13 protein-coding genes are annotated in these 23116 nt (G+C 70.4%); all 13 read right to left on the bottom strand.

All coding sequences use genetic code 11. The features are described 5' to 3' along the window. Nucleotides 1-55: 55 nt before the first annotated feature. Complete coding sequence (locus ACSHSS_RS14175; protein WP_105774760.1) at nucleotides 56-796, bottom strand: TenA family transcriptional regulator; 741 nt, start codon at nucleotides 794-796, stop codon at nucleotides 56-58. Further along, nucleotides 793-3210, bottom strand: a complete 2418-nt coding sequence (locus ACSHSS_RS14170) for a putative bifunctional diguanylate cyclase/phosphodiesterase (protein ID WP_445545134.1) — start codon at nucleotides 3208-3210, stop codon at nucleotides 793-795. The genes ACSHSS_RS14175 and ACSHSS_RS14170 overlap by 4 nt, the downstream gene beginning before the upstream one ends. Before the next feature lie 93 nt (nucleotides 3211-3303). Further along, nucleotides 3304-4080 carry a Crp/Fnr family transcriptional regulator gene (locus ACSHSS_RS14165; protein WP_445545133.1) on the bottom strand — a complete coding sequence of 259 codons (777 nt, stop codon included), beginning with the start codon at nucleotides 4078-4080 and terminating at the stop codon, nucleotides 3304-3306. Nucleotides 4081-4488: 408 nt separating this feature from the next. Then, the gene (locus ACSHSS_RS14160) at nucleotides 4489-5517 is read right to left on the bottom strand and encodes a lipase secretion chaperone (protein WP_445545132.1); all 1029 of its coding nucleotides are present in this window, start codon (nucleotides 5515-5517) and stop codon (nucleotides 4489-4491) included. Nucleotides 5518-5519: 2 nt separating this feature from the next. Continuing rightward, nucleotides 5520-6617 (bottom strand): esterase/lipase family protein, encoded by a 1098-nt coding sequence (locus ACSHSS_RS14155; protein ID WP_445545131.1) that lies wholly within the window; start codon nucleotides 6615-6617, stop codon nucleotides 5520-5522. Between the two features lie 22 nt (nucleotides 6618-6639). Then, nucleotides 6640-7062, bottom strand: a complete 423-nt coding sequence (locus ACSHSS_RS14150; protein WP_445545130.1) for a DUF4345 domain-containing protein — start codon at nucleotides 7060-7062, stop codon at nucleotides 6640-6642. Nucleotides 7063-7078: 16 nt separating this feature from the next. Next, nucleotides 7079-8410, bottom strand: a complete 1332-nt coding sequence (locus ACSHSS_RS14145; RefSeq protein WP_445545129.1) for a hypothetical protein — start codon at nucleotides 8408-8410, stop codon at nucleotides 7079-7081. After that, nucleotides 8407-9186, bottom strand: a complete 780-nt coding sequence (locus tag ACSHSS_RS14140) for an outer membrane lipoprotein-sorting protein (protein ID WP_060152538.1) — start codon at nucleotides 9184-9186, stop codon at nucleotides 8407-8409. The genes ACSHSS_RS14145 and ACSHSS_RS14140 overlap by 4 nt, the downstream gene beginning before the upstream one ends. A 37-nt stretch (nucleotides 9187-9223) precedes the next feature. Beyond that, a complete protein-coding gene (locus tag ACSHSS_RS14135; RefSeq protein WP_445545128.1) occupies nucleotides 9224-10651 on the bottom strand; it encodes an ABC transporter permease in 1428 nt (475 codons plus the stop codon). Continuing rightward, on the bottom strand, nucleotides 10648-11364 hold the full coding sequence (locus tag ACSHSS_RS14130) for an ABC transporter ATP-binding protein (protein WP_006402202.1): 717 nt from the start codon (nucleotides 11362-11364) through the stop codon (nucleotides 10648-10650). Before ACSHSS_RS14130 ends, ACSHSS_RS14135 begins: the two co-directional genes overlap by 4 nt. Then, the gene (locus ACSHSS_RS14125) at nucleotides 11361-12737 is read right to left on the bottom strand and encodes a flavin-containing monooxygenase (protein WP_445545127.1); all 1377 of its coding nucleotides are present in this window, start codon (nucleotides 12735-12737) and stop codon (nucleotides 11361-11363) included. Before ACSHSS_RS14125 ends, ACSHSS_RS14130 begins: the two co-directional genes overlap by 4 nt. Further along, the gene (locus tag ACSHSS_RS14120; RefSeq protein WP_445545126.1) at nucleotides 12734-16843 is read right to left on the bottom strand and encodes a cytochrome P450; all 4110 of its coding nucleotides are present in this window, start codon (nucleotides 16841-16843) and stop codon (nucleotides 12734-12736) included. Before ACSHSS_RS14120 ends, ACSHSS_RS14125 begins: the two co-directional genes overlap by 4 nt. After that, nucleotides 16840-23073: an SDR family oxidoreductase gene (locus ACSHSS_RS14115; RefSeq protein WP_445545125.1), complete on the bottom strand. Its 6234-nt coding sequence runs from the start codon at nucleotides 23071-23073 to the stop codon at nucleotides 16840-16842. The genes ACSHSS_RS14120 and ACSHSS_RS14115 overlap by 4 nt, the downstream gene beginning before the upstream one ends. Nucleotides 23074-23116: the final 43 nt, after the last annotated feature.

Below are 23116 nucleotides of genomic sequence, written 5' to 3'. Positions count from 1 at the left end.
GCGGCGCGCCGCACCGTCGCTGCGTCAAGCGCAACGGGCTGTCGCATCGCCTGCGTCATCGTGCTTGCGTGCAGCAATCGAGGCTCGCCTCGAAATAGGTCAGGCTGTTGCGGATCGACTGCTCGACGGCGCGCACCTGCTCGGCGCTCGGCGCCTGGCCGAGCAGCGTCGCGACGATGTCGAGCGCTTCCCACGGATGCGTGTCGTCGTACTCCGCATGAAGCCGCAGCCAGCGCATCGCGCGATGGCGCAAAGACGGATCGAACTGCTGCTCGTAGTCCGTCTCGCAGAGCCGCGCGCTCCACTCGCCCGTCACGCCTTCGATCGCGTAATTGGTCGCGGCCATGCTTTCGGCGAGCCCGTCGGCGCTCGCGCTCTTCCAGCACCAGTGGCTCAGCGCGAAGCCGGCCGGCGGCGCATCGCCGCGCAGCAGCCGCTCGACCGCGACGCCGGACGCGTTCGCCCAGTTCACCCAGTGGTCGACGTGGTTCTGCTCGACGCGGATATTGCGGATCAGATAGCGCCGCGCCTTCTCGTCGCCGCGCGAACGCAGCGCGGCCGTCTTCAGCAGGTTCATCGCCATGTACTCGGGAAACTGGCTGACCACGGCCCAGCCCGTGACGAAAAAGGTGCGCAGCTGCGCGCCGCTCAGCGTGCCGCGGCTCATGTCCCCGAACACCGGATGCATGCGCACCCGCTCCTTCAATTCCGCCGTCGCGCCGACCACGTCGCGCAACCAGGCCGGGTAGCTGCCCAGATCCATCAGCTCACCGGTTCTCTCGAACGGCACTTTCATTCCACTTCTCCTTGTTGTACAGGCTCCCCGGCCTGCCATCGCGCGGGACGGCTGAAGTAGTAGCCCTGGCAGTAGTCGACGCCCAGCGAGCGAAGCATCTCGGCCGTCTCCTCGTCCTCGACGTGCTCCGCAACGGTCCGGTACTGCAGCAGGTGCGCGATATCGTTGATCGCGCAGACGATGCCGCGCTTCACGCAATCCGACGTCATGCGCGATACGAGCCCGCCGTCGATCTTCAGATAATCGATCGGCAGCTTGCTCAGATAGGAAAACGACGACATGCCTGCGCCGAAATCGTCGAGCGCGAACCGGCAGCCGAGATCGCGCAGCTCGTGCATGAAACGCGACGCGACTTCGAGATTGCGCACCGCGCTCGTTTCGGTGATCTCGAAACACAGCTGCGACGGATCGACGCCCGACGTCGTCAGCTCGCGCTTCACGAACTCGACGAAGCCTTCGTTCGTGATCGACATCGCGGACAGGTTCACGTTGCATTCGAAGTCGTTGCGCCGTTCGAACTGCGCGAGCCGCCGCACGACGGTGCGCACGACCCAGCGGTCGATCATCGTCATGTGCCCGTAGCGCTCGGCAGCCGGCAGGAATACCGGCGACACGAGCTTGCCGTCGGCGTCGGGGATGCGCAGCAGGATCTCGATGCGCTGCTGCGCGGCGAGCGCCGGCTGGATCGGCACGATCGGCTGCGCATACAGCTGGAATGTGTTCGACTCGAGCGCGGCCTTCACGCGGCGGCTCCACTCCAGGTGATACGCCTGCCGGCTCGCGCTCATGTCGCGCGGCTCGGCGACGTGGACGCGATTGCGGCCGCGATCCTTCGCGACGTAGCAGGCGACGTCCGCGAGCTGCATCGCCTTCTCGACGCTTTCGGGCCGGCAGTCGAGATTCAGCATCCCGATGCTGACGCTCAGCTTGAAGCGCTCGCCGTCCCAGCAGAACGTGTACGCCTCGAGGCTCGCGCGAAGCTGCTCGGCCTTGCCGCCGTCCGGCAGCGGGCCGCCCGTCGCGGTCAGCAGGATCCCGAATTCGTCGCCGCCGAGGCGGCCGAACGCGTCGTCGGCGCCGAGGCAACGCTGGAATACCGCGGTGACTTCGCGCAGCAGCGCATCGCCGGCCGCGTGGCCGCACACGTCGTTGACCTCCTTGAAGCCGTCGAGATCGAGCACGAGCAGCACCGTCGCCGCGCATGCGTTCAGCGCCTCGCCGACGCGCCGCTCGAACGCGGTGCGGTTGATCAGGCCCGTCAGCGCATCGTGCGAGGCCTGCCAGGTCAGCCGCTCGATCAGCTGATACTCGCGCGTCATGTCGCGCAGGATCAGCACGTAGCCGACGCAGCGGCCCGGCGCATTGTCCATCCGCGACAGCGACGCGCGCACGGCGACCGCCGGCGCATCGGCGCGGATCAGGTCGAGATCGCGCGTCAGCGTCGCGTCGCCGCTATTGCTGAGCGACGGCAGCAGGTTGATCGACATGCCGGTCGACGGATCGATCAGCGCCAGCACGTCGTTCACGGGCTTGCCGATGCAGTCGCGCGCCGATGTGCCGAGCAACTGCTCGGCGGCCGGATTGACGGTCTCGATGCCGCTCGTCAGACCGACCGTGACGATCGCGTCGGCAACCGAACGCAGCGCGGCTTCGGCGAGCGCCTGGCTGCGATCGAGCTCGCTCTGGATCGAGCGCTGCTGATGCTGCGCACGACCCGCCCAGCGCACGCCGAGAAAGACGATCAGCAACGATGCGGCGAGGTACGACAGGAACAGCTCAATGACGGCCGAGCGGAATTCCGCGCTCAGCTCGCTGGAAAACCGCTTCGGCAGCGGCTCGATCCGCGAGTTGATCTCCCATACGCGCTGCGCGAGCGCACGCGTGCGCGGCCCGTCGTGCGCCTTCACCGCATCGCGCAGCGCATGCGCGACGGTGCGCAACGCGTCGAGCTGCCGGTCGGCTGCCTGCCAGTACTGCAACGCGGGGTCGAGCCGCGCGAAGCTTGCGAGCACCGGATAGAACCAGACGACCGCGGCCGCATCGAGCGGATTGATGCCGGCCGCGATCATCGCGCCGCGCGCGGTCGCATGATCGGGCGGCACGGCCGTCATCGCCGCGCGCGCGACCGTCAGAAAGCGCAGCGTGCGATCGGTGCTCGCGTACGCGTCGAACAGACGCTCGTCGCCGGTCTCGCCGTAGCGGTTCAACAGGATGATCGCGTCCTTCTGCGCTTTGGACCAGTTGCTTTCGCCGCCGACGTACACGCGCAACGACATGATGATGATCAGGCTGACGGCGACGAAGCCCGCCAGCGCGACCATTACGACCACGATCGGCAGGATGCCGAGCGCGGGGCTCCAGGGCCAGACATGAAACGCACTGCGTTGACGCTGGAGCCTCGAAATGTTTTCCATACCGATTCACTGTTCTTATGCTAATTCGACACTCCCGGCCCGGAGTGTTCGCTGCTTGCGGCGCGGCTGCGCCGGTGACTTCGACTGCTTGCGCTACAGCGTATGCACGCGGCATTCGGCCGGCACGCGCGTCTCGCGATCGAACGCGAAGATGCGCCGCGCCTCGTCGCGAATCACGCGGTGGCAGCCGCACGTCGCGCTCGCGAGCGCCACCGGATCGGTCAGGACGACCGAGCCGCGATGCTGATGGATCAGCCCGAGCTTCTGCAGCGTCTGCGCCGTATCGGTGATCGTTTCGCGCCGCACGCCGAGCATCTGCCCGAGCATCCCGTGCGTGACCGGGATCTCGACGCTGCGCGAGCGGTCGTGCGCGATCAGCAGCCAGCGACCGAGCTGGTGCTGCATCGGATGGTGACGGCTGCAGAACAGCGTCTGCGAGATCTGCGCGAGCACGATCTGCACGCGCATGAAGATCTGCCGCCGGATCAGCGGCGACGCATCGCATGCGTCGGCGAAGCGCCGCGTGTCGAGCCGGTAGGCGAAGCCGCCGCGGTACACGACCACGCGCCGCGGCATCGCGCTGTCGCCGCCGACGACGTCGTCGCAGACCACGCCCTCGCAGCCGATTTCCGCGACGCCGAGCGTCGTCTTGCCGGCCATCGTGTATTGCAGCGACACGGCCGTCGTCACCGGAAAATAGACGGCCGACAGCGTCGAGCCGGCGTCGCACAGGATCTCGCCCGTCTCGACGTGACAAAGCTGCAGATGAGGCGCCAGTGCCGACCGATTCGCCCCATCCAGCGCAGACAAGAAGCGATTGGCATCGAGCGCATACGGCAGCTCGATGACGTTGTTTGTCTGATGTGTCACGGTGCACCTCGTACGATTGTGTTGCTACCCTCGGCCACCGAGCATGTCTTCGCATCGCCTTTGCGGTTTGCTCCCGCTTTTTGTCGCGACATTTTTGCAAAACGGTATCACGCGGGTCCGACGCCCGGAATGCCCCGCTTTCCTTACCTGAAGTAATTTGACAGTTGCGCGGCAGGCGACGCACGGGTGCGCCGGCGCGCGTCGCGCGATCCGTTTCGCGATGGCGCGCAATGCGATCGGATGCGCGGACAACCGACCGGTTTCGGCCGTCAATACCGCGCCGCGAGGAAACGATCGACCGCGATTCGCACGACTGTTTCGTGTCGCGCACGAAAGTGCGTTGAGTGGGATAGCCCGCATTTCCCGTGCGCATCGAACCGGGGACGAACCGCGCGCGGCGCGGTTGCGCTATTGCGCCGCAGCCGCGTCGCGCCCCGCGTCAAGCGCCGCGGCGCGCGTCGCCTCGGCCGGATTCGAGAACGCACGCTGCCGCCATTGCGCGAGCTGTGCATCGCGCGCTTCACGCGGCAGCGGCTGCGCGTCGATCCGGTCGCGCTCCGCCGCATAGTCGCGATAGCGCGCGCGCCATGCATCGTCGTCGTCGCGCAGCCGCTCGACACGCGCGGCCACGTCGGGCCCGAGCGTCGCGGCCGCCTGTGCGCGCAGCGTGTCCGTATCGCCGCGCGCGCGTTCGAGTCGCGCCACCGCGTCGAGCGCGTCGCGTTGCCGCTGTAGCCGCGCGTCGGCATCGCGCAGTGCCGCCGGTCGCAATGCGTCGAGCGCCGCAAGCCCGTCGCGCTTTTGTGCGTCGGTCAGCGCGGGATCGCGCACGATCCGCAAACGTTCGATGCGATCGCGCTGCTGCTGCCATTCCTCGTCGAAGAACGCGGCGCACCAGTCGCCGAGCGTGCGGCTCGCGAGTGCCGCGCGCCGGTCGAGCAGCGCCGCCAGCGCATCGGGATCGTCGCGTCCGTCTCCGACGCCGCCGCGCTCGCGCTGTTGCCCGAGTGCCGCGCGATACGCACGATAGCGCTGCCAGACGTCGAGCGCGTCGTGCTGCGCATCGGTGCCGTCCAGCTGCGCGGCGATCGCGCGTGCGACCTGCGCGTCGAGCGCTGCCGCGTCGAGGTCGTGCTCGGCCAGCAGGAAATAGTCGAAGAAGTCGCGCACTGCGCGCTGCTTCGCAAGACGGCCGCGCGCATCGAGCGGCAGCCGCGGCGCGCGCGAGCCGGCGAGCGACGCCGGCAGCGCAGCGGCGGACGCCGGCACGCTCGCCGTCGCCGCACTCGAGGCCGCCGTCCGCGCGGCCGGCTCGACACTCGCCACGACGAGCGGCGCCGACGCGCGCGTGCCGAACAGATGCCAGACCGCCGCGATCGTCACCGTGCCCACCGCCGCGTACGACGCACAGCGCGCGACCGTTGCCCGTACGCGCATGGCTAGACGCCCTGCAGCTTCAGCCGGTTCGCATGCACGCGCAGCGCGGCGACCGGATCTTCCGCATACGCGCCGCGGATCCCGAACAGCTGATTGATCTCGTCGAAGTGATTCCAGCGGTAGCCGGTCGAGATCACGGTGCCGAACCGCGCGCTGCACGTGGGCGTGAAGCCGTCGTTCGGGCCGCCGCCGCGCATCGCGATCACGGTGCCGGCGGTCAGGAACACGAGCGTCGACGGATCGAGCACGTTCGCCGGATCGACGAGCGGCAGCACGCTCGTATCGACCGCACCCGTCACGATGCCGAGCAGCGACGTCGGCTGATACGCGGTGCCGCTCCACGAGTACAGCAACTGCGTGTTGCCGCCGACCGATTCGACCGGCGCGCCGCCGCGGCAACTGCCGGCCGGCGCGAGGCCCGCACTCGGCAACAGCGCGTTGAAGCGCGTCGCGTAGGGCGTGCTCAGCGCGTTCAGCGCCGCGATCGCGTCCTGGTTCGTGTTGTGCGAGCCGCTCGTCAGCACGCCGAACACGTTCAGCAAGGCGCCGAACACGGGCGTCGACAGCCCGGTCGGATCGAGCTTCAGCGCATCGAGCACGAAATCGGCGAACGGCGAGCCGCGATGCGGCGTCGCGATCGTCGTCACCGACGCGACGCTGTCCGGCGCGACGGCCGCGACGTAGCGCGCGGTGAGCCCGCCCTGGCTGTGCCCGATCAGGTTCACCTTCGTCGCGCCCGTCACCGCGAGTACGCGCTTCACGTACGCGAGCAGTTGTTCGCCGCGCCCGTTCGGCCCGAGATCGCTCTGAAAGCCCGACAGGTCGGCGACGTAGACGGTCGCCCCGTGCCGCTCGAGATCCGACTGGATCGCATACCAGTACGGCACGACGCCGAAGTAGTCGTCGGTGCCGGTCAGACCGTGCACGAGCACGATCGGATAGCGTGTCGCCGCGTAGTCGTCGACGGCCGCCTCGGCCGCCTGCACGCTCGCGTACGGCGCGAGCACGCCCGCCGCGACGAACGCGGCAATCCGCGCGGCCGCCCGCGCGTGCAACAGTCCGCGGCGCAGGGCGTGCGCCGCACGTGAAATGATCGACATCGAATCCTCCGTGACGGGCTGATCAAACATGTTGCGCCGGCGTGCGCGGCCGCGCGTGTGCGGCGACGCGACGCTGCCACGCGACGAACAGCGGCGCGCCGACGATTTCGAGCACCGTGAACGCGACGAACGGCGGCCACGGGAAACCGAGCGCGACGAACGACAGCAGCCGGCCGATGCCGCCGATGAAGATCATCGTCCACAGCGTCGCGAACAGCCGCCCGTTGCGTTCGATCGCCGGAATCGTCGAGAACGCGGCAAGCCCGAGGCCGAGCCATACGCCCGCGTAGAAGCGCAGATTGCCGTCGAGCGTCGCGTCGGTCGGCAACGCGATCCCGAGCGAGGCATACAGCGGATCGCCGATGCCCATCATGCCGAGCACGCCGGTGATCGTCGGGACCAGCGCCAGTACGGCGGTCGCGGCCTGAAGCGCGCGTTTGTTCATGGGTTGCCTCCTTGCTTCATCGATAGAAAATGCCCAGCAGCTGGACGCTCGCCGATTCCGGCATCGCGCCGAAACGGCTCCACGACGGCCCGCTCTGCCGCAGCCATTGCAGTGCGACGTCGAACCGGTCGAAACGCCGTCGCAGCTCGATCCAGTACTGCCGGCCGCCGCCGAGATCGGCCTGCATGAACGCCGCCAGATCGAGACGCCGTACGCCGACGTTGCGCCACGCGGCCATCAGGAACAGCCCGTGGCGCGTCTGCAGTTCCTGCGCGGCGATCGAGCGCCGCACCGCATCGCCCCAGCGGTACGGATCGGCCGCCTGCAGCGTGCGCCACTGCGACGCACGCGCGCCGCCGCCGTTGCGCTGGAATTCCGCGGTCAGCGACAGGTCGATCGGCAATGTCCATGTCGCACCGATCGACGCGCTCGTACGAAAGGCGCGATCGGCGCCGCTGCCGGCCGCGCGCGCGATCAACGAGGGCCGGTAGCCGCCCGCCCACTCGAGATACGCGACCACGGCATTGCCGGCCAGCACACTGAGGTTCTGGCCGAACTGCGGCGACTGACCGCTTTCGCCGTACACGACCCATTGCGGCTGCACGAGCGCGCCGAGCCGCTGGCTCGCGACCAGCATCCAGCGATCGACGCCGTTCGTGCGCTGCAGGTCCGACGACGCGTCCGGATCGCCAGGCGCGCTGCGGCTCGCGAGTCGCGGCGATGCGAGCAGCGCGACCGAACCCGACGCCCAGACGTGCTGCGCACGCAGCGCGACGGTGCCGAGCCGGTTCGTGTGCCGGCTGTCGGGGTCGGGCGGCACGTCGAGGCTCACGGCGCCCGCACGGAAAAAATCGGTCGGGTTGTAGCCGATCGCCGCGCCGAGCCGCTCGTTGATGCGCCCCGCGTCGACGACGAACGCCGGCGTCGCGCGCCAGCTCGCGTACGCCTCCTTCACGAGCGTTTCGTTGCGCGACGACGTGCGCGAGCTGCCGAGCGGATCGAAGCGGTCGAAACGCATCGAGACGTGCGCGCCGAACGAAGGCGTGAGCCACTGCGCGTAGTCGAATTCGATCGACAGCTGATTGCGGCCGCCCTCGCCGCCGTCGCGATAGCGGCTCATCCGCAGCGCATTCTGCACGTCGAATTTCCACGGCTTCGCGACGTCGGCCGTCGCCGACGATGCGGCTGCGGAACGGTCGGCGAGATCGAGTGCGGCGGCATCGGCGTCGTCGACGGCGGCCGTCTGCACGGCCGCGTTGTCGGCTTCGCCCGCCTGCACGGCGCGCCCCGTTGCGAGCAGCAACGCGAGCGCGACCGCCACCGCACGCGGCCGGCTCCGGTTCGTCATTGCGCCTGAAAGCGCGGCAGATAATCGCGCTGCAGCCATGCGTCGGGAATGTCGCGCCACGCGTAGTCCGAAAACCGCATCACGGTGACCCAGTTGCTGTCGAGGCCGTCGATGATCACGGTCTCGGTCGGCCGCTCGACGCCGAGCTGCATCGTGTAGCGCCGGTAGAACGCGGTCTTCAGCAGGCGGCCGCTTTCCGCATAGAACCGCGCCTTCAGCGGCCGCTCGTTCGCCGCGTCGATCCAGATCTCGATGCGCTGATACGTGAGCCCCTCGCCGTGCCCGGTCAGCGCGAGACGGTATGCGCGGCGCGACTGCCGGTCGCCGTCGGCGATGTCCTCGATGCCCTTCAGCTCCGCCGTGTAGTCGTGCGCGAGATTGACGGTCACGACGTCGCCGTTCGCGGCCTGGCCGAGCAGCCGCTGATCGGGCGAGATCCGCACGCTCGCCTGGTTCGCCGGATCGTAGAACCACAGGTCGTTGCCGTTCTTCAGCATCAGCTTGCCGGCGTCGCGCGCCGGCGCGACGAAGCGCACCAGCGTGCGGAACGCGCCGCCCGGCGCGTCGGGCTTCGAATAGATCGACAACGTGTTGCCGTCTACCTGCTTACCGGCACGATATTCGATCAGCGTCGCGGTCAGCACGAACGACTTCGCGGGCGCGCGGATCGCGTCGCTCGCCGCGAGCAGCTTCTGCGGATCGGGCGACGGCTCGGCCTGCACGATGCCGGCCAGCAACGAAAGACTCAAACAGAGGAAACCGAACAGACGGCGCACGAATACTCTCCGATGGATGAAGGGGATCAAAACGGCTTCATACGTGGCGCAGCGCGTCGACGATCGACAGCCGCGCCGCATGACGCGCCGGCAGCCACGCCGACAATCCGGCGACGCACGCGAGCCCCGCGAAGGTCAGCGCGATGGTTCGCCACTCGCCCCACACGCGCACGGTCAGCGCGACCGCATCGATGCGCGCGGGCGGCGTCCATACGAGCCCGCTGCGGTTGATCGCGGCGGCGATCGCAAGCGCGACCAGCACGCCGAGCGTCGCGCCCGCAATGCCGAGCAGCGCGCCCTCGCAGACGAACAGCGTCTGGATGCCGCCGCGCCGCATGCCCATCGCGCGCAGCGTGCCGATTTCGACGGTGCGTTCGATGATCGCGGTGCTCATCGTGTTGCTGATCACGAACAGCACGATCGCGCTGATCAGCACGAACACGAAGCCGAAGATCACCGAGAACATCCGGTTCGTCTGGTCGTAGAACGGATTGAGCGTCGCGAAATCGACGACCTCGAGCGGCTGCCCGCGATAGCCGTCGCGCAGCAGCTGCTCGATGCGCGCGCGTGCGGCCGGCAGGTCGGCCGTCTCGTGCAGCTGGATCTCGATCGCGGTCGCGCGCGGCGCCGCGCCGCCGTAGACGAGCCGCTGCGCGAGCGGCAGCCGCACGGCGAGATACGCATCGTCGAATTCCTTCACGCCCTGCTGCTCGGCTTTCACGACCGAGAAGCGCCCGACGTTCGGCGCACCGCCCGCGCTCGCGGCGAGCACTTCGACGTGCGCACCGTCGCGCTCGGCCGGCCGGCTGCGCGCTTCGTCCTGAGCGAGCGCGAGGACGTCGGCCGGCGCATGCGCGGCGGCGCCGCCGTCGGGGCCGTGCGCGGCGTCGTCGACTGCGGCCGGCCCGGCCGGTGCGTCGCGGCAGTCGCGCACGCGCAGCGCCGCGCAGAGATGCAGCACGCGCGCCACGCCGACGCCGACCACGGCCGCGTCGTCCGGTGCGCCGCGCAGTGCGAACGCGCGCGGCTGCAGCGGAAAGCCGTACGCGTTCCATTGCTGCATGCGGTACTGGTCGTCCGGCAGCGTGCCGAATCCGATCACGGTACGCGACACGCCCGCCTCGAAATTGCCGGCGATCCCGCCGAACTGCAGCGTCGGCGTCACGACCGCGACGAGCGGCGCGAGCTGCCCGTCGCGCCGCAGCGTGTCGATCAACGCCGCGTAGTCGCGAATGCCGTACGCGGCCGGGTCGCCGGTTCCATACAGGAAATAGCCGCGCCGCTGGATCTGCAGATGGCCGCTGCGCTGCACGAAATCGGTCTGCAGCCCGAGCGTGATGTCGCGGCTGAAGCCGCCGAACAGCAGGATCGCGCTCACGCCGACGATCATCGCGAGCAGCGTGGTCAGCGAACGGCGTCGGTTGCGCTGCAGATTGCGCAGCGCGAGCATCAGCGTCGCGGTCATCGGCGCGCCTCCGTGGACGTCGCGCGACCGGCCGCGAGCTCGTAGCCGACGATACGGCCGTCGCGTATCCGCACGACCTCGTCGGCCGCCTGCACGATCTCCGGATCGTGCGACGACACGATGAACGACACGTCGTGCTCGCGCTGGATCGTGCGCATCAGCGCGATGATCGCGCGGCCGGTCGCGCTGTCGAGGTTGGCGGTCGGCTCGTCGGCAAGCACCATCGCGGGCTGCACCGCGAGCGCGCGCGCGATCGCGACGCGCTGACGCTGGCCGCCCGACAGCTGCGTCGGCCGGTGCCGCGCCTTGTCGCCGAGCGCGACCGCATCGAGCAGCGCACGCACGCGCGCCGCGCGGCGCGCAGGCGCCCAGCCGGCCATCAGCAGCGGATATTCGACGTTCTCGTATGCGGACAGCACCGGCAGCAGGTTGAACGTCTGAAACACGTGGCCGATGTGGCGTGCGCGGAAATCCGACAGCGCGTCGTCGGTCAGCGACGCGGTATCGTGGCCCGCGATCGACACGCGCCCGGTGTCGGGGCGGTCGATGCAGCCGATCAGGTTCAGCAGCGTCGTCTTGCCGCTGCCGGACGGACCGGCCAGCACGATGAAGCGGCCCGCGGCAAGCGTCAGCGAGACATCGGCGATGGCGCTCACGCGCACGCTGTCGAGCAGATAGGTCTTCGACACGCGGTCGATCGTCACGAGGTTCACGATGCACCTCCCGGACGGACCGCGTGCGGCTGCGCGCGCGACACCGGTGCGGCAGCCGCAGCGGCCGACAGTGCGCGAATCAGGCGCTTCAGCTGCAGCCGGTACGCGAAGTGTTCGACTTCGATCACGTGACGCGGCGTGCGGTGAAACGCGATCCCGCCGTTCCAGTCGGAACGGTCGCGCCGGATCAGTTCGTCGATGTGCGCGGCACGGTGCGGTGCGACGTCGCGTGCGCGCAGATAGCGTGCGAGCAGTTGCGCCTGATAGTCCATCAACGGCCAGTTGCCGGTCGACGTCTGGAACAGCCCGATGAAGAACAGGTCGCGATGCTGCGCATCGAACATGTTCAGATACAGCTTCGGCTGCGCCTTGTCCCACTGCAGATGCGCCTGATCGATGAACGGGAAGCTCGGCCGGTAGCCGGTCGCGTAGACGATCACGTCGACCGCCTCCTCGCTGCCGTCGACGAACGCGACGCGCTCGCCCTGCAGCGCGCGCACGTCGGGCCGCGCGACGAGATCGCCATGGCCGAGGTGGTAGAACAGCGTCGAGTTGATGATGAAGTGCGACTCGAACAGCTTGTGGTCCGGCTTGCGCAATCCGTAGTCCTCCGGCTGCCCGGCCGTCGTGAGCCGCAGCAGCCGCTCGCCGAAGAAGCGGCGCGCCCAGAGCGGCATGCGCAGCCGCAGCGGCCATTCGGCCCATTCGTCGGCCGGCATCCCGAACAGGAATTTCGGCCAGTAGAAATAGCCGCGCCGCGTGCTGTGAAAGACCGCCGCCGCGTGATGCGACGCTTCGACCGCGATGTCGCAGCCCGAATTGCCGGCGCCGATCACGAGCACGCGCTTGCCGGTGAAAATGTCCGGCGTCCGGTATTGCGACGAGTGCAGCTGCAGCCCGTCGAAGCGGCCCGGATAGTCGGGCAGCTGCGGATGCGACAGATGTCCGTTGCAGACGATCACGCCGCGATAGCGCCGCACCTCGCCGCGATCGAGTTCGACACGCCATTGCGTGCTGCCGGGCACCGGCGCGATCTCGAGCACCGAGCGGCCGAACTCGATCCGGTCGTACACGCCGAAGTGCCGCGCATACGCGCGCAGATACGCGAGCGCCTGATCGCCGCGTGCGTAGGTCGGATAGTCGTCCGGCATCGGGAAGTCCGGGTACTCCGAAAACCGCTTCGAGCTGATCATGTGGATCGACCGATACACGGCGCCGCTCGGGCGCCCGTAATACCAGTTGCCGCCGACGTCGTCCTCGCGCTCGATGACGTCGACGCCGATTCCGAGCGCCGCGAGATTCTTCGCGGCCGCAATCCCGGCCGCACCGGCGCCGATCACGCAGTACCGCTTGCCATGGTCGCGTTCCGTCATCGTCCATCTCCCCCGTTCGTGTCGAATGCGGCCACCGGTTCGGCCGCCGGCGCGCCCGCTGGCGCGTCGCCGACGAGCGCGGTGTCGCGCAGTTCCGCGATGCGCGCGCCGGCGCGATCCGCGATCGCGAAGCGCTCGCCCGAATAGCGGACGATCAGCTCCGCGTCGTCCGCGCACGGCGCGCCGACGTCGATGCGGCCGATCCGCCACGTATGCGGCAGCCCGCGCGCCGCCGGCCAGGCGCCGAACAGCGCGCGCAGTATGTTTTCCAGATGATTGACCGGCAGCCACAGCGCCGCGCCGGGCGCACCGGCCGCGGGATCGAGCGTCTGCCACAGCGCGTCGGGCTCGGCCGCGCGCACCTGCCCGAGCAGGCCATGCCAGCGCGCGGCCGGCAGCAAATCGCCGCGCCAGGCGACCGGCGCGCACGGCGCGGCCGGCGCGTCGCAGTCGTCCGGCGGCAGCACGACGGTCGTGCGTGCCGGCGTGCCGCGCCGGTAGACGAAGGTGGCCTCGAGCACCGTGCGGCCGCCGACGGTCGTGCAGCGCGCGTGCACGCGCCAGCCGTCGTCCGCGGCACCGCCGGCGACGTCGGTATCGACGTGCACGTCGCCGGATCCGTCGAGCGTGTCGGACAGCGCGTCCAGCCGGATCGTCACGTCGTCGATCCGGTGCAGCGCGACGGGTTCGCCGTCGGGCGTCGCGACCCAGTCGGCCGCGACGCGCGCATGCTCGAGCAGCAGCGAGGCCGGCGCGGCCGGGCGGCCGTCGTAGCGGAACGCGCGCGCGTACGGCGCGCCGACCGTCCGATAGTGCGTCGAGAAGCGCGCGAACGGCCGGAAGCGCCGCGGCTCGCCCGCATGAAGCGCGCGCGTCGCGAGCTCGTGCAGGTTCGGCAGGCCGTCGACCGGCCCGAATCCGCGCAGCTGCACCGGCGTCACCGCGCGGCCGACCGCGCCCATGTACATCGCTTCCCCGCTGCGGCCATCCGCGAGTTCCTCGAGCCAGTAGCGCACGCCGTCGTCGATGCGCATCGGGCTCACGTAGCGCCGCGTGACCGCGAGATGCGTGATCATCCCGACGCCGTCCCAGGTCGGCCATACGAGCGTCTTCACGACGCGGCCGTGCGCATCGTGCCGCGCCCACAGACCGAGCCGCGCGAGCGCCTCGTTGGCGGCCGCGTAGTCGGCCTCGCCCGTCATTCCGCCCCAGCGGCCCGTCAGCGAGCCGACGTTGAAAAAGCCCATCACGTGCGCGCGATCGCGCACGGCCGCATACAGGTTCATGAAGCCGCGCACCTTCACGCGCACGGTGCCGAGAAATTCGTCCGCCTGCTTGGCCGGCAGCCGTACCGGCTGATCGATGCCCGCGTTATGGACCACCGCGCGCAGCCGCGCGCCGAGCGAATCGCAGAGCGCGCGCACGGCCGTCGCATCCGTCACGTCGCAGACGCGGTACTGCAGCGGCACGCCGAGCGCGGCGGCCGCTGTCAGCGACGCACGCATGTCGCGGCGCCGTTCGAGCTGCCGCAGCCGCTGCCGGATCATCTTCGGCGTATCGCTGCGCGTCGCCTGCCGCAGTTGCTCGAACCCGTAGCGCCGGAACCCCGCCTCGTCGAGCGCGAGCCACGGCTCGTCGCCGACCGGCAGCGGCTCGCGGCCCGTCACGACGACCGTGCAGCCGCACCGCTTCGCGAGCGCGCAGGCGGCCAGCAAACCGATCCCGCGCGCGCCGCCGGAGAACAGCACGATGTCGCCCGGCCCCCAGCCGGGCGCCGCATCGGCCGGCAGCGGATCGTGCGCGGCCGTCAGCGTGTAGCGGCGGCCGCCCTGATGACCGATTTCGAATCGGCCGCCGCGATACAGCTCGCGCGCGATCAGCGCATGCACACGCCCGGTTTCGTCCGGCGCGATGTCGAGCACGCGCACGTTGCAGTTCGGCAGCTCCTGCGGCAGCGTTTTCGCGAGCCCCGCCCACAAACCGCCGAGCGGCTGCACGGGCGGCGCGTCGCCGTAGCCCATGCGGCCGTCCATCCATGTGACCGCGAGGTAGAACAGCCGCGACGTCGATTCCTCGCGCGACCAGTCGTCGTAGCACGCGTGCAGTAGCGCGATCGTGCGTCGCAGCGGTGCGTCCCACGCATCGTGCGCGTCGAGCGCAAACGCGGCTTCGATGCCGAGATCGACGATCGCGTCGAACGGGCCGTGCTGCAGGGCGAACGCCTGCGCGGCGGCGGCCGCGTCCGCGCCGTCGGGCGGGGCGAACACGGCGGGCTTCGTGCAAGCGCGCGTGAGCGCCGACACGACGCGCTCGACCGTCGACGCGCGGCCGTTCACGATCGCGACACGCTTGCCGCTCAATTCGGCGGCCGGCATCTCGGGCAGCGGGTCGGCTTCGATCGCGCGCCACGTGAAGCGGCGCGTGGGCGGCGCGTCGTCGGGCGGCGCAGAACGATGCTCGGTGCTCGCGCCGGTCACGCGCCGCAGATGCGCGAGCAGGTCGTCGGGCAGCACGGGGCCGGCGGCCGGCGATGCGGGAGGCGATGCGACGAGCGACGCGACGGGCGATGCGTCGGACGCGGCATGCGGCGTTTGCGTCGTGTGCGGCTGCATGACCGCACGGCCATCGTCTGCCCCGCCCTGCGGCTGCATGTCGCGCGCGAGCGGCACAGCGTCCGGCGCACGCGCGCCGCCGAACGGGCACGCGTCGGCACGTGCGTCCGCCCGCGGCGTGCGGGCGGACTGCGCGGCATGCGTTCGCGCGCGCGGCTTCGCGATCATCCGGATGCCGTCGCGCGGACGCAGCGAGATCGTCGCGCCCGTGTCGAGCGACTGCCCCGGCACGGCGCTCAAATCGACGTGCTGCGCGACGACCGCGATCAGCACGCGCATCTGCAGCAACGCGGTCTGGTAGCCGATGCATTTGCGCATCCCGCCGCCGAACGGGAAATACGCATACTTGTGCCGCGCGGGCGCGTGCGACGCGAAACGCTCGGGATCGAACGCATCGGGATGGCTCCACAGCGCCGGATGCCGATGCGTGACGTACGGCGACAGGAACACCGACGAGCCGGCCGGCACGTGATAGCCGCCGATTTCGTCGTCGTCGACGAGGTCGCGCGTGAAGCCCCAGATCGGCGGATAGACACGCAGGATCTCGTCGACAGTCTGCAGCAGATACGGCAGCCGCTCGAGATCGTCCGGCGCCGGCGCGCGGCCGCCGAGCACCGCGTCGAGTTCGTCGCGCAGGCGCCGCAGCACGTCCGGATGCTGCGCGAGCGCATACAGGCCCCACGCCATCCCGCTGCCCGTCGTTTCGTGACCGGCCAGCAACACCGTCATCACCTCGTCGTGCACTTCCCGCTCGGTCAGCGGCGCGCCCGTCTCGGCGTCGCGCGCGGCGAGCAGCAGCGAGATCACGTCGCTCGGCGCGCAGCGGCCCGCGCGATGCCCGGCGACGATCGCGTCGACGATCGTGTCGATCGCCCGCCGCGCATGGGCGATGCGCCGGTTGAACGGCGTCGGCATCCAGCGCGGCACGAAGTCGTTCAGGTTGCCCTGCGGCATCATCGCTTCGATGCCGAACCGCACCGCGGGGCCGACTTCGTCCGCATGCCGCGAGAGGTCTGCGTTGAACAGCATCAGCCCGAGCATGCGCAGGCTCACGTGCATCATCGCCTCGACGACGTCGAACGGTGCGTCGGCGTCCGGCCGCGCAAACCACTGCTCGACGAGCGCGAGCGCCGCGTCGCCGACCGCGGCCGCATGCGCGTCGACCTGCTTGCGATGAAAAAGCGGCTGCACGACGCGCCGATGGCGCCGCCAGAACTCGCCGTCGGTCGTCAGCAGCCCGTCGCCGAAGAACATCCGGAAGTTGTCGTAGAAGCGGCCGCGCACGTAGTTGCGATGGTTGTCCTGCAGCACGTGCTGCACGCCGTCCGGATGCGCGAGCGCGTGCGTGACGAACGGCCCGAGCCGGTTGCGCACGACGTCGCCGTACTGCTGCTGCAGCTTCAGCAGCATCGTGACCGGATTGCGCTTGTACGCGGCGAGGTTGCCCATCACGAGGCTGCCGCGCGGGCCGGGAGCGATCGCTTTCCTGCTCATGCGGACACCTGCCCGTCCGGCGCGTGTGCGGCACGTCGTTCGGACGCGCCTTCGGCGAGCCGTTCGGCGCGCCGTTCCTCGACCTCGGTGCGCGACGCAAAGGCACCGGTCGTCCGGTTCACGTAGCCGATGACGATTCCCGTCACGTCGCGCATCTGCATCAGCAGCCGGCCGTCCGGCCGCACCGCGACGAAGCGGTTGCCGCGGCTCGCGGGCCCTTCGAGCGCAAACGTACGCGGCGTCACGTGCAGCGCGATGTCACCGTGACGGCGCGCGAGTTCGACGTCGTTGCCGTCCTCGTACAGATCGATGCGCGCGATCGACATCGGCGCCGCGAGCGGAATGTAGTCGCCGCCGACGACGTCGAGCGCGGCGACGCGCGCGAGCCCGTCGAGCAGGATGCTCGGCACGACGAAGCGCGCGAACACCGGATCGTCGTCGCGCACGTTCAGCCGCAGCCGCGCATGCTTGCCCGCATCGCTCATCCCCGTGTCGGCGGTCGACACGAACATTCCGGTCAGCCGCACGGGCGCCGCGTCGAAGTGATACGGGTCGGGTATCGGCACGAAGCGGCCGGCCGCAGGCGCGTCCCACACCGGCGCGGGCGCGTAGCGCTCGGCAAGGCGCACCGTGATCTCGAAATGCGGCTTGTCGCGCACGAGGATCCGGCCGCCCGGCGCCGTGACGTCGCCCGAAATGCGCACGCGCACGAGCAGCGCGTCGCCGTCGCGGCCGATGCGCCGCGCGTGGATGCGCTTCACGCTCGGCCGCTTCGCGTCGTACACGCGCAGGAAATGCAGGAATGCGGCGTCCGCGAAACCGACGACCTTCAGCCCCGGCGCGAGCTGCAACGCGGCTTCGGCCGCGAGCTCCGGCACGAACGTGCCGGGCAGCGTCGGAAAGCCGTTCACGACGTGATGCAGCAGATAGGCGTCGCGTTCGAGATCGAACACGCGCTCGAACGTCACGCCGTCGTCGCTACGCGCGAGCTCGGCGCCCAGATAGAAGCGCGCGTCGGTCGCCGTACGCATGTGCGGCGTGCCTGCCTCGGCCGGCTCGAGCGCGGCGGCCGGTTCGGCCTGCGCGGAAGCCGGCGCATCGAAGTAGCCGGGCAGATGCGCCTCGATCGCGCGCCGTTCCGCGTCGCCGAGATGCACGGACATCGCCGCGCGTTCGCCGAGCGCAAGTTCGCGCAGGAAGTGATGGCGCCCCTCGTCGGTGCGCATGCTCGTAAACAGCCCGCTCTTCTCGAGAAACGCGCGCGTGACCGGATTCGCGCCGAGCCCGACCGAGCGCCACAGCGTCCAGCCGATCGTGCATTCGTCGTCGCCGAGCGCGGCGCGGCGATACGCGGCCTGCGTGTTCAGGAAGTCGTTCGCCGACGCATAGTCGGTCTCGCCCGCCTGACCGGTCAGCCCGATGAACGAGCCGAAGTTGCACCACAGCCGCGGCTGGCGCGCGCCGAAGGCCGCGCGCAGGTTCCAGTAGCCGCGCACCTTGATGTCGCGCACCGCGACGAAATCGTCGAACGACTTCACGCGTACCGATGCGGAACGGTTGAGCCCGGCCGCGTTCACGAGCAGGTCCACGCGCCCTTCGCGCGCGAGGATCGCGTCGATCGCCGCGCGCGTGCCGTCGGCGTCGAGCACGTCGGCGCGCACGTACGTCACGCGCTGCGCGCCGCAGAACGCCTTCATCGCGTCGAGGTTGCGGCACGCGGCGCGCGTCTGCGCTTCGCGTTCGAACGCGCGGATGATGTCGGCCAGCGGCCGCTCCGGATACTGCGCCTTCTGCGCGCGGATGTAGTCGGCGCGGCACTTCGCGAAGGCGTCGTCGTCGAGCGCGGCGAGCGTCGCGTCGCCTGCGTCGGCGTCGCTGCTGCCGATCAGGTACAGCGTCGGGCGCACGTGTTCGGCGAGCGCCTTCATCAGCTCGGCCGTGATCCCGCGTGCGCCGCCGACGGCGACGACGACCGCGTCGGCGCCGAGCGCGAAGCGTGCGTCCGCGCGCAACGTCCCCGGATCGCGCGTCACGCGCGGCGTGCGGCGACGGCCCGCGCCGAGCGCGATGACCGGCAGCCATTGATGCGCGGCAGTCTCGCGTTCGGCCTGGCGCACCGCGCGGTCGAGCGTGCACGCATCGGTCAGCACCGCGAGCGAGCGCGCGGCCGGCACCTCGATCGCGAGCGCCTTCGCGAGCCCCGTGAAGAGCCCGGCGTCCGGATGCGGCACGTCGCCTGCGAGCGCATCGAGCAGCAGCGCGATGAACGTGCCGCCGCGCTCGAGCGCACCGTAGCAGCGCTTCAGCGCGACGAACGCGAGATCGTGCAGCGCGAGCCGCTCGGGCGCCGCGCCGGCCGCACCGGACGCGAGCGTGCCGCCGTCGAGCGTCGTCAGCACGCGCACGTGGCCGATGTCCTCGGGCAGCCAGTCGAGCGACGCGGCGTCGACGCGTTCGACCCAGCGCCAGCCGGGCTTCGGCGTCGCGATCGGCCGCGTCGACAGCACCACGCAGCCCGCGTGCAGGCCCGCATGCGCGGCCAGCGTGTCCGGCATGTCGGTGACGATCACGCAGCGCGGCGCGAAGAACGGCGTCGCCGGTCCGACGGCGCGATACGGCGCGTCGGCCCAGTCGATCCGGTAGCGCGCGACGCGCAGCGGCTCGCCGTCGGCCGCGCGCGCCGTGTCGCGCAACGCGGGCGGCAGCGGCGCACCGGCGCGCGCCTCGGCGTTCGATGCGAATTCGGCCGGCGCGGCCCGTGTCGCAATCGCGCGCGCCGGTTCGGTGAACGCGGCGGCCGGCTCGGTGGCAGGCACGCGCGCCGGCGCGCCGGCCGACCGCATATCGTCGCCTGCGTCACCTACATCGCCTGCATCGTCACGTGCTTCGGGCTGCGGCTGCGCGCAAGCGATACGCAATGCATGACGCGGACGATCGCCGCCGCCGTCGCGCGCGAGCGTCACGGCCGGCGTGCGCGCGACCAGCGCGCGGAGCACGTCGAGCGCCGCATCCGCGCCCGCATACGTGACAGCCCGGCCGGCCGCATCGCGCGGCACGACGGGCTCGGCCGCGTCGCGCACGTCGCCGCCGCCGACCACCGCGAGCACCGGCAGGCCGGCCTCGCGTGCGCGGCGCACGGTCGTCACCGCGAACAGCGCAACGCCTTCGGCGAGCGGCAGGTCGAACGCCGGCTGCACTTCGTCGGCCGAATTGCCGTTGATGCCGCCGACGATCGCCATCTCGAGTTCGCCGCTGCACAGGAAGCGTGCGGCGACCTCGAACGCGGCGAGCGTCGATGCGTGCCCGGCGTCGACGGTCATGTTCATCCCGTGCAGGTCGTAATAGTTCGCGACGCGCGCCGGAATCACGTTCGGCATCATGCCCGAAAACGAATTCTCGGTCGTCGGCGCGACGAGCTGCTTCGTCGCGTCGGCGAAGCGCGCGAGCAGCGCGTCGGTGGCCGCGCGCTCGTGCAGCAGCGTCGCGTCGCGCACGGCAGCCGCGATGTCGTCGAGATAGCAGCGGCTCGCGTAGAGCGCCGCATTGCGCGTCGGGCCCATATGGCCCATGACGAGCCCGATCGTGTCCGCATGGTCGCGCCAGAATGCGCCGAGCCGTTCGCGCAGGTCGTGGGCGGCATCGAGCGCCATCAGCTGGCAACGGTCGAGCGCACGCAACACCGCGGGCGGCATCTTCACGCGCTCGAAGCTCGGCAGCGGATAGCGCGCGCCGAAACTCGCGTCCGGCGCGCGACCTTCGCCGCGCAGCCACGCCGCGACGGCCGCCTCGCCGTCGAGCGCCGGAAACTTCGCCGACCAGCCGACGATCGCGAGCGGCTCGCGCCGGAACCGCCCGCTCGCGCGTCCGGGCGGCAGATCGTCGCGGTACTCGGACACGATCAGATGGCCGTTCGTGCCGCCGAAGCCGAAGCCAGACACGGCCGCGACGCGCGGCGCATTGGCGCGCGCGGGCCACGGCACCGGCGCGGTCGGAATCCGCAGGTTCGTATTGGCGATGTCGAACGCGTCGGGCGGCTCGCTGAAGCGATGCTGCGGCGGAATCGTCCGATGGCGCAGCCCGAGCAGCACCTGGATCACCGATACGACGCCGGCCGCCCAGCCGGTATGACCGACGAGCGACTTGTTCGACGTGAGCTGCACCGGACGATCGCGCCGGATCGTGTCGCGCAGGCTCTGGAATTCGGCGAGATCGCCGGCCGGCGTACCGGTCGCATGCGCGACGATCCAGTCGACGTCGGCCGGCGCGGTCGCGGCCTGCGTATAGGCGCGCTCGATCGCGATGCGCTGGCCGGCCGGATTGGGCGCGTAGATCGCCTTGCCTTTGCCGTCCGACGACGAACCGAACGACTTCAGCACGCCGAGAATGCGGTCGCCGTCCGCCCGCGCGCGCGCGAAGCGCTTCAGGATCACGACGCCCGCGCCGTCCGCGAACAGCACGCCGTCGCAGTCGCGATCGAGCGGGCGCACCTCGCCGCTGCGCGACAGCCCGTGCAGCTTCGAGAACAGGATCGAGCCGCGCGGCGCGAGCGCGAACGCGCCGCCGCACGCGACCACGTCCTGCTTGCCGAGCAGCAGCGCCTTGATCCCGAGGTCGATCGAATAGAGCGACGACGAGCACGCGGTATCGACCATCATCGTTTCGGTCTCGGCCGGCAGAATCCCCTTCATCGCGTTCAGCCCGACGCGATGCGGGAAGTACGACGCGAGATCGCCGGCGCCGCGCGCATAGCGCGCGCTCAGCACCGCATCGATCGCGGCAATGCGGCGCGCGCGTTCGTCCGCGTCGATGCCGGCTTCGACGAGCACCGCATCGAGCCGCGCGCGCGCGGCGGCGAGCACCATCCCTTCTTCCAGATGCTGGTTGCCGTCGGCCGTGTAGCCGACGAGAAACGCGACGCGGTCGCTGTCGCGCAGCGTCACGCCCTCGAGCGACTGACGCAGCGCATGGCGCAGCCACAGCGTCGTCAGTTCGGTCGGCGCGGTGCCGGCGTCGAGTTCCGCACGCAGCGACGCGCACGGTTCGAAATGCTCGATGAAGACCGATCGCGACTGATAGCTCTTGTCCTCCGCCGACGGATCGGGCGAATGGAACGAGCGGTAATCCCAGCGGTCCGGCGGCACGTCGCCGAACAGCTCGGGGCCGTCGAGCGACGCGCGCCAGAACGCATCCGGATCGCTCGCGCCCGGCAGCGCGACGCCCATGCCGACGACGGCGATGTCGTCCGTGTCGGGCATGTCGTGCGTGTCGTCGGCGCGCGGCGACGGCCGCGAGGACGCAGGCGCGCTCGACGCCGCTGCCGCCGCCGACGCTGCATGCGCGCGCGCAGCCGACGGATCGGCCTCGCGCGCCGCCTGCGCGTCGTTCGCGGCGGGCGGCGCATCGGCGCCGTCGGCCGCGTGCCGCGGCGCGGCGTCCACCGCCCACGCGGCGCGCGGCGATAGCGCCTCGCTGCACAGCGACAGCCCGCCGTCGGCGACGACGACCTGGCCCGTCACCCAGCGCGCGGCATCGGACGCGAGAAACAGCACGACGTCGGCGAGATCGTCGGCGGTCGCGAGCCGTTTCAGCGGCGTCGCCGCGATGCTCGAGCGCTTCGTGTTGTCCGGATCGGGAAACTGCGCGGCGACGTCGCCGTCGATCAGCGTCGACGATGCGGCATTCACGCGAATGTTGCGCGGCGCATATTCGACGGCGAGATAGCGCGTCAACGATTCGAGCGCGGCCTTCGCGGTGCCGACCACCAGATAGTTCGCCGGCACGAGCGTCGCGCCGACCGACGACACGTTGACGATCGCGCCGCCGCCCGAGCGCTCGATCAGCGCGGCCGCGCGGCGTGCGCACCAGAACGCGCCCTTCAGGTTCGTGTCGAGCGCGCGATCGAAATGCTCGGCGCCGATCGCGTCGACGCCGAGCAGCGCACCCGACGCCGCGTTGTTGACGAGCACGTCGAGCCGCCCGTAGCGCCGCTCGATCTCGTCGAACATCCGGTCGACCTGCGCCTGCTGCGCGACCGACGCGCGGATCACGTCGACGGTCGCACCGAGCGCGCGCAGCTCGGCGGCCGTCTGCTTCGACGCGTCCAGCGAGTGAAAGAAATTCAGAATCACGTGTGCGCCCTGCTCGGCGAACCGCCTGCAGATCGCCTTGCCCACGTTCTTGGCGCCGCCCGTCACGAGAACGAGCTTGCCGCGCATGCTGGCATTCGACATGGAGCCTGCCTCATCGAAAACTGTGATCGCCGGCCGGGGTCGT

Source organism: Burkholderia sp. BC1, assembly GCF_052683555.1.
This window is presented reverse-complemented; position numbering and strand designations above follow the sequence as displayed.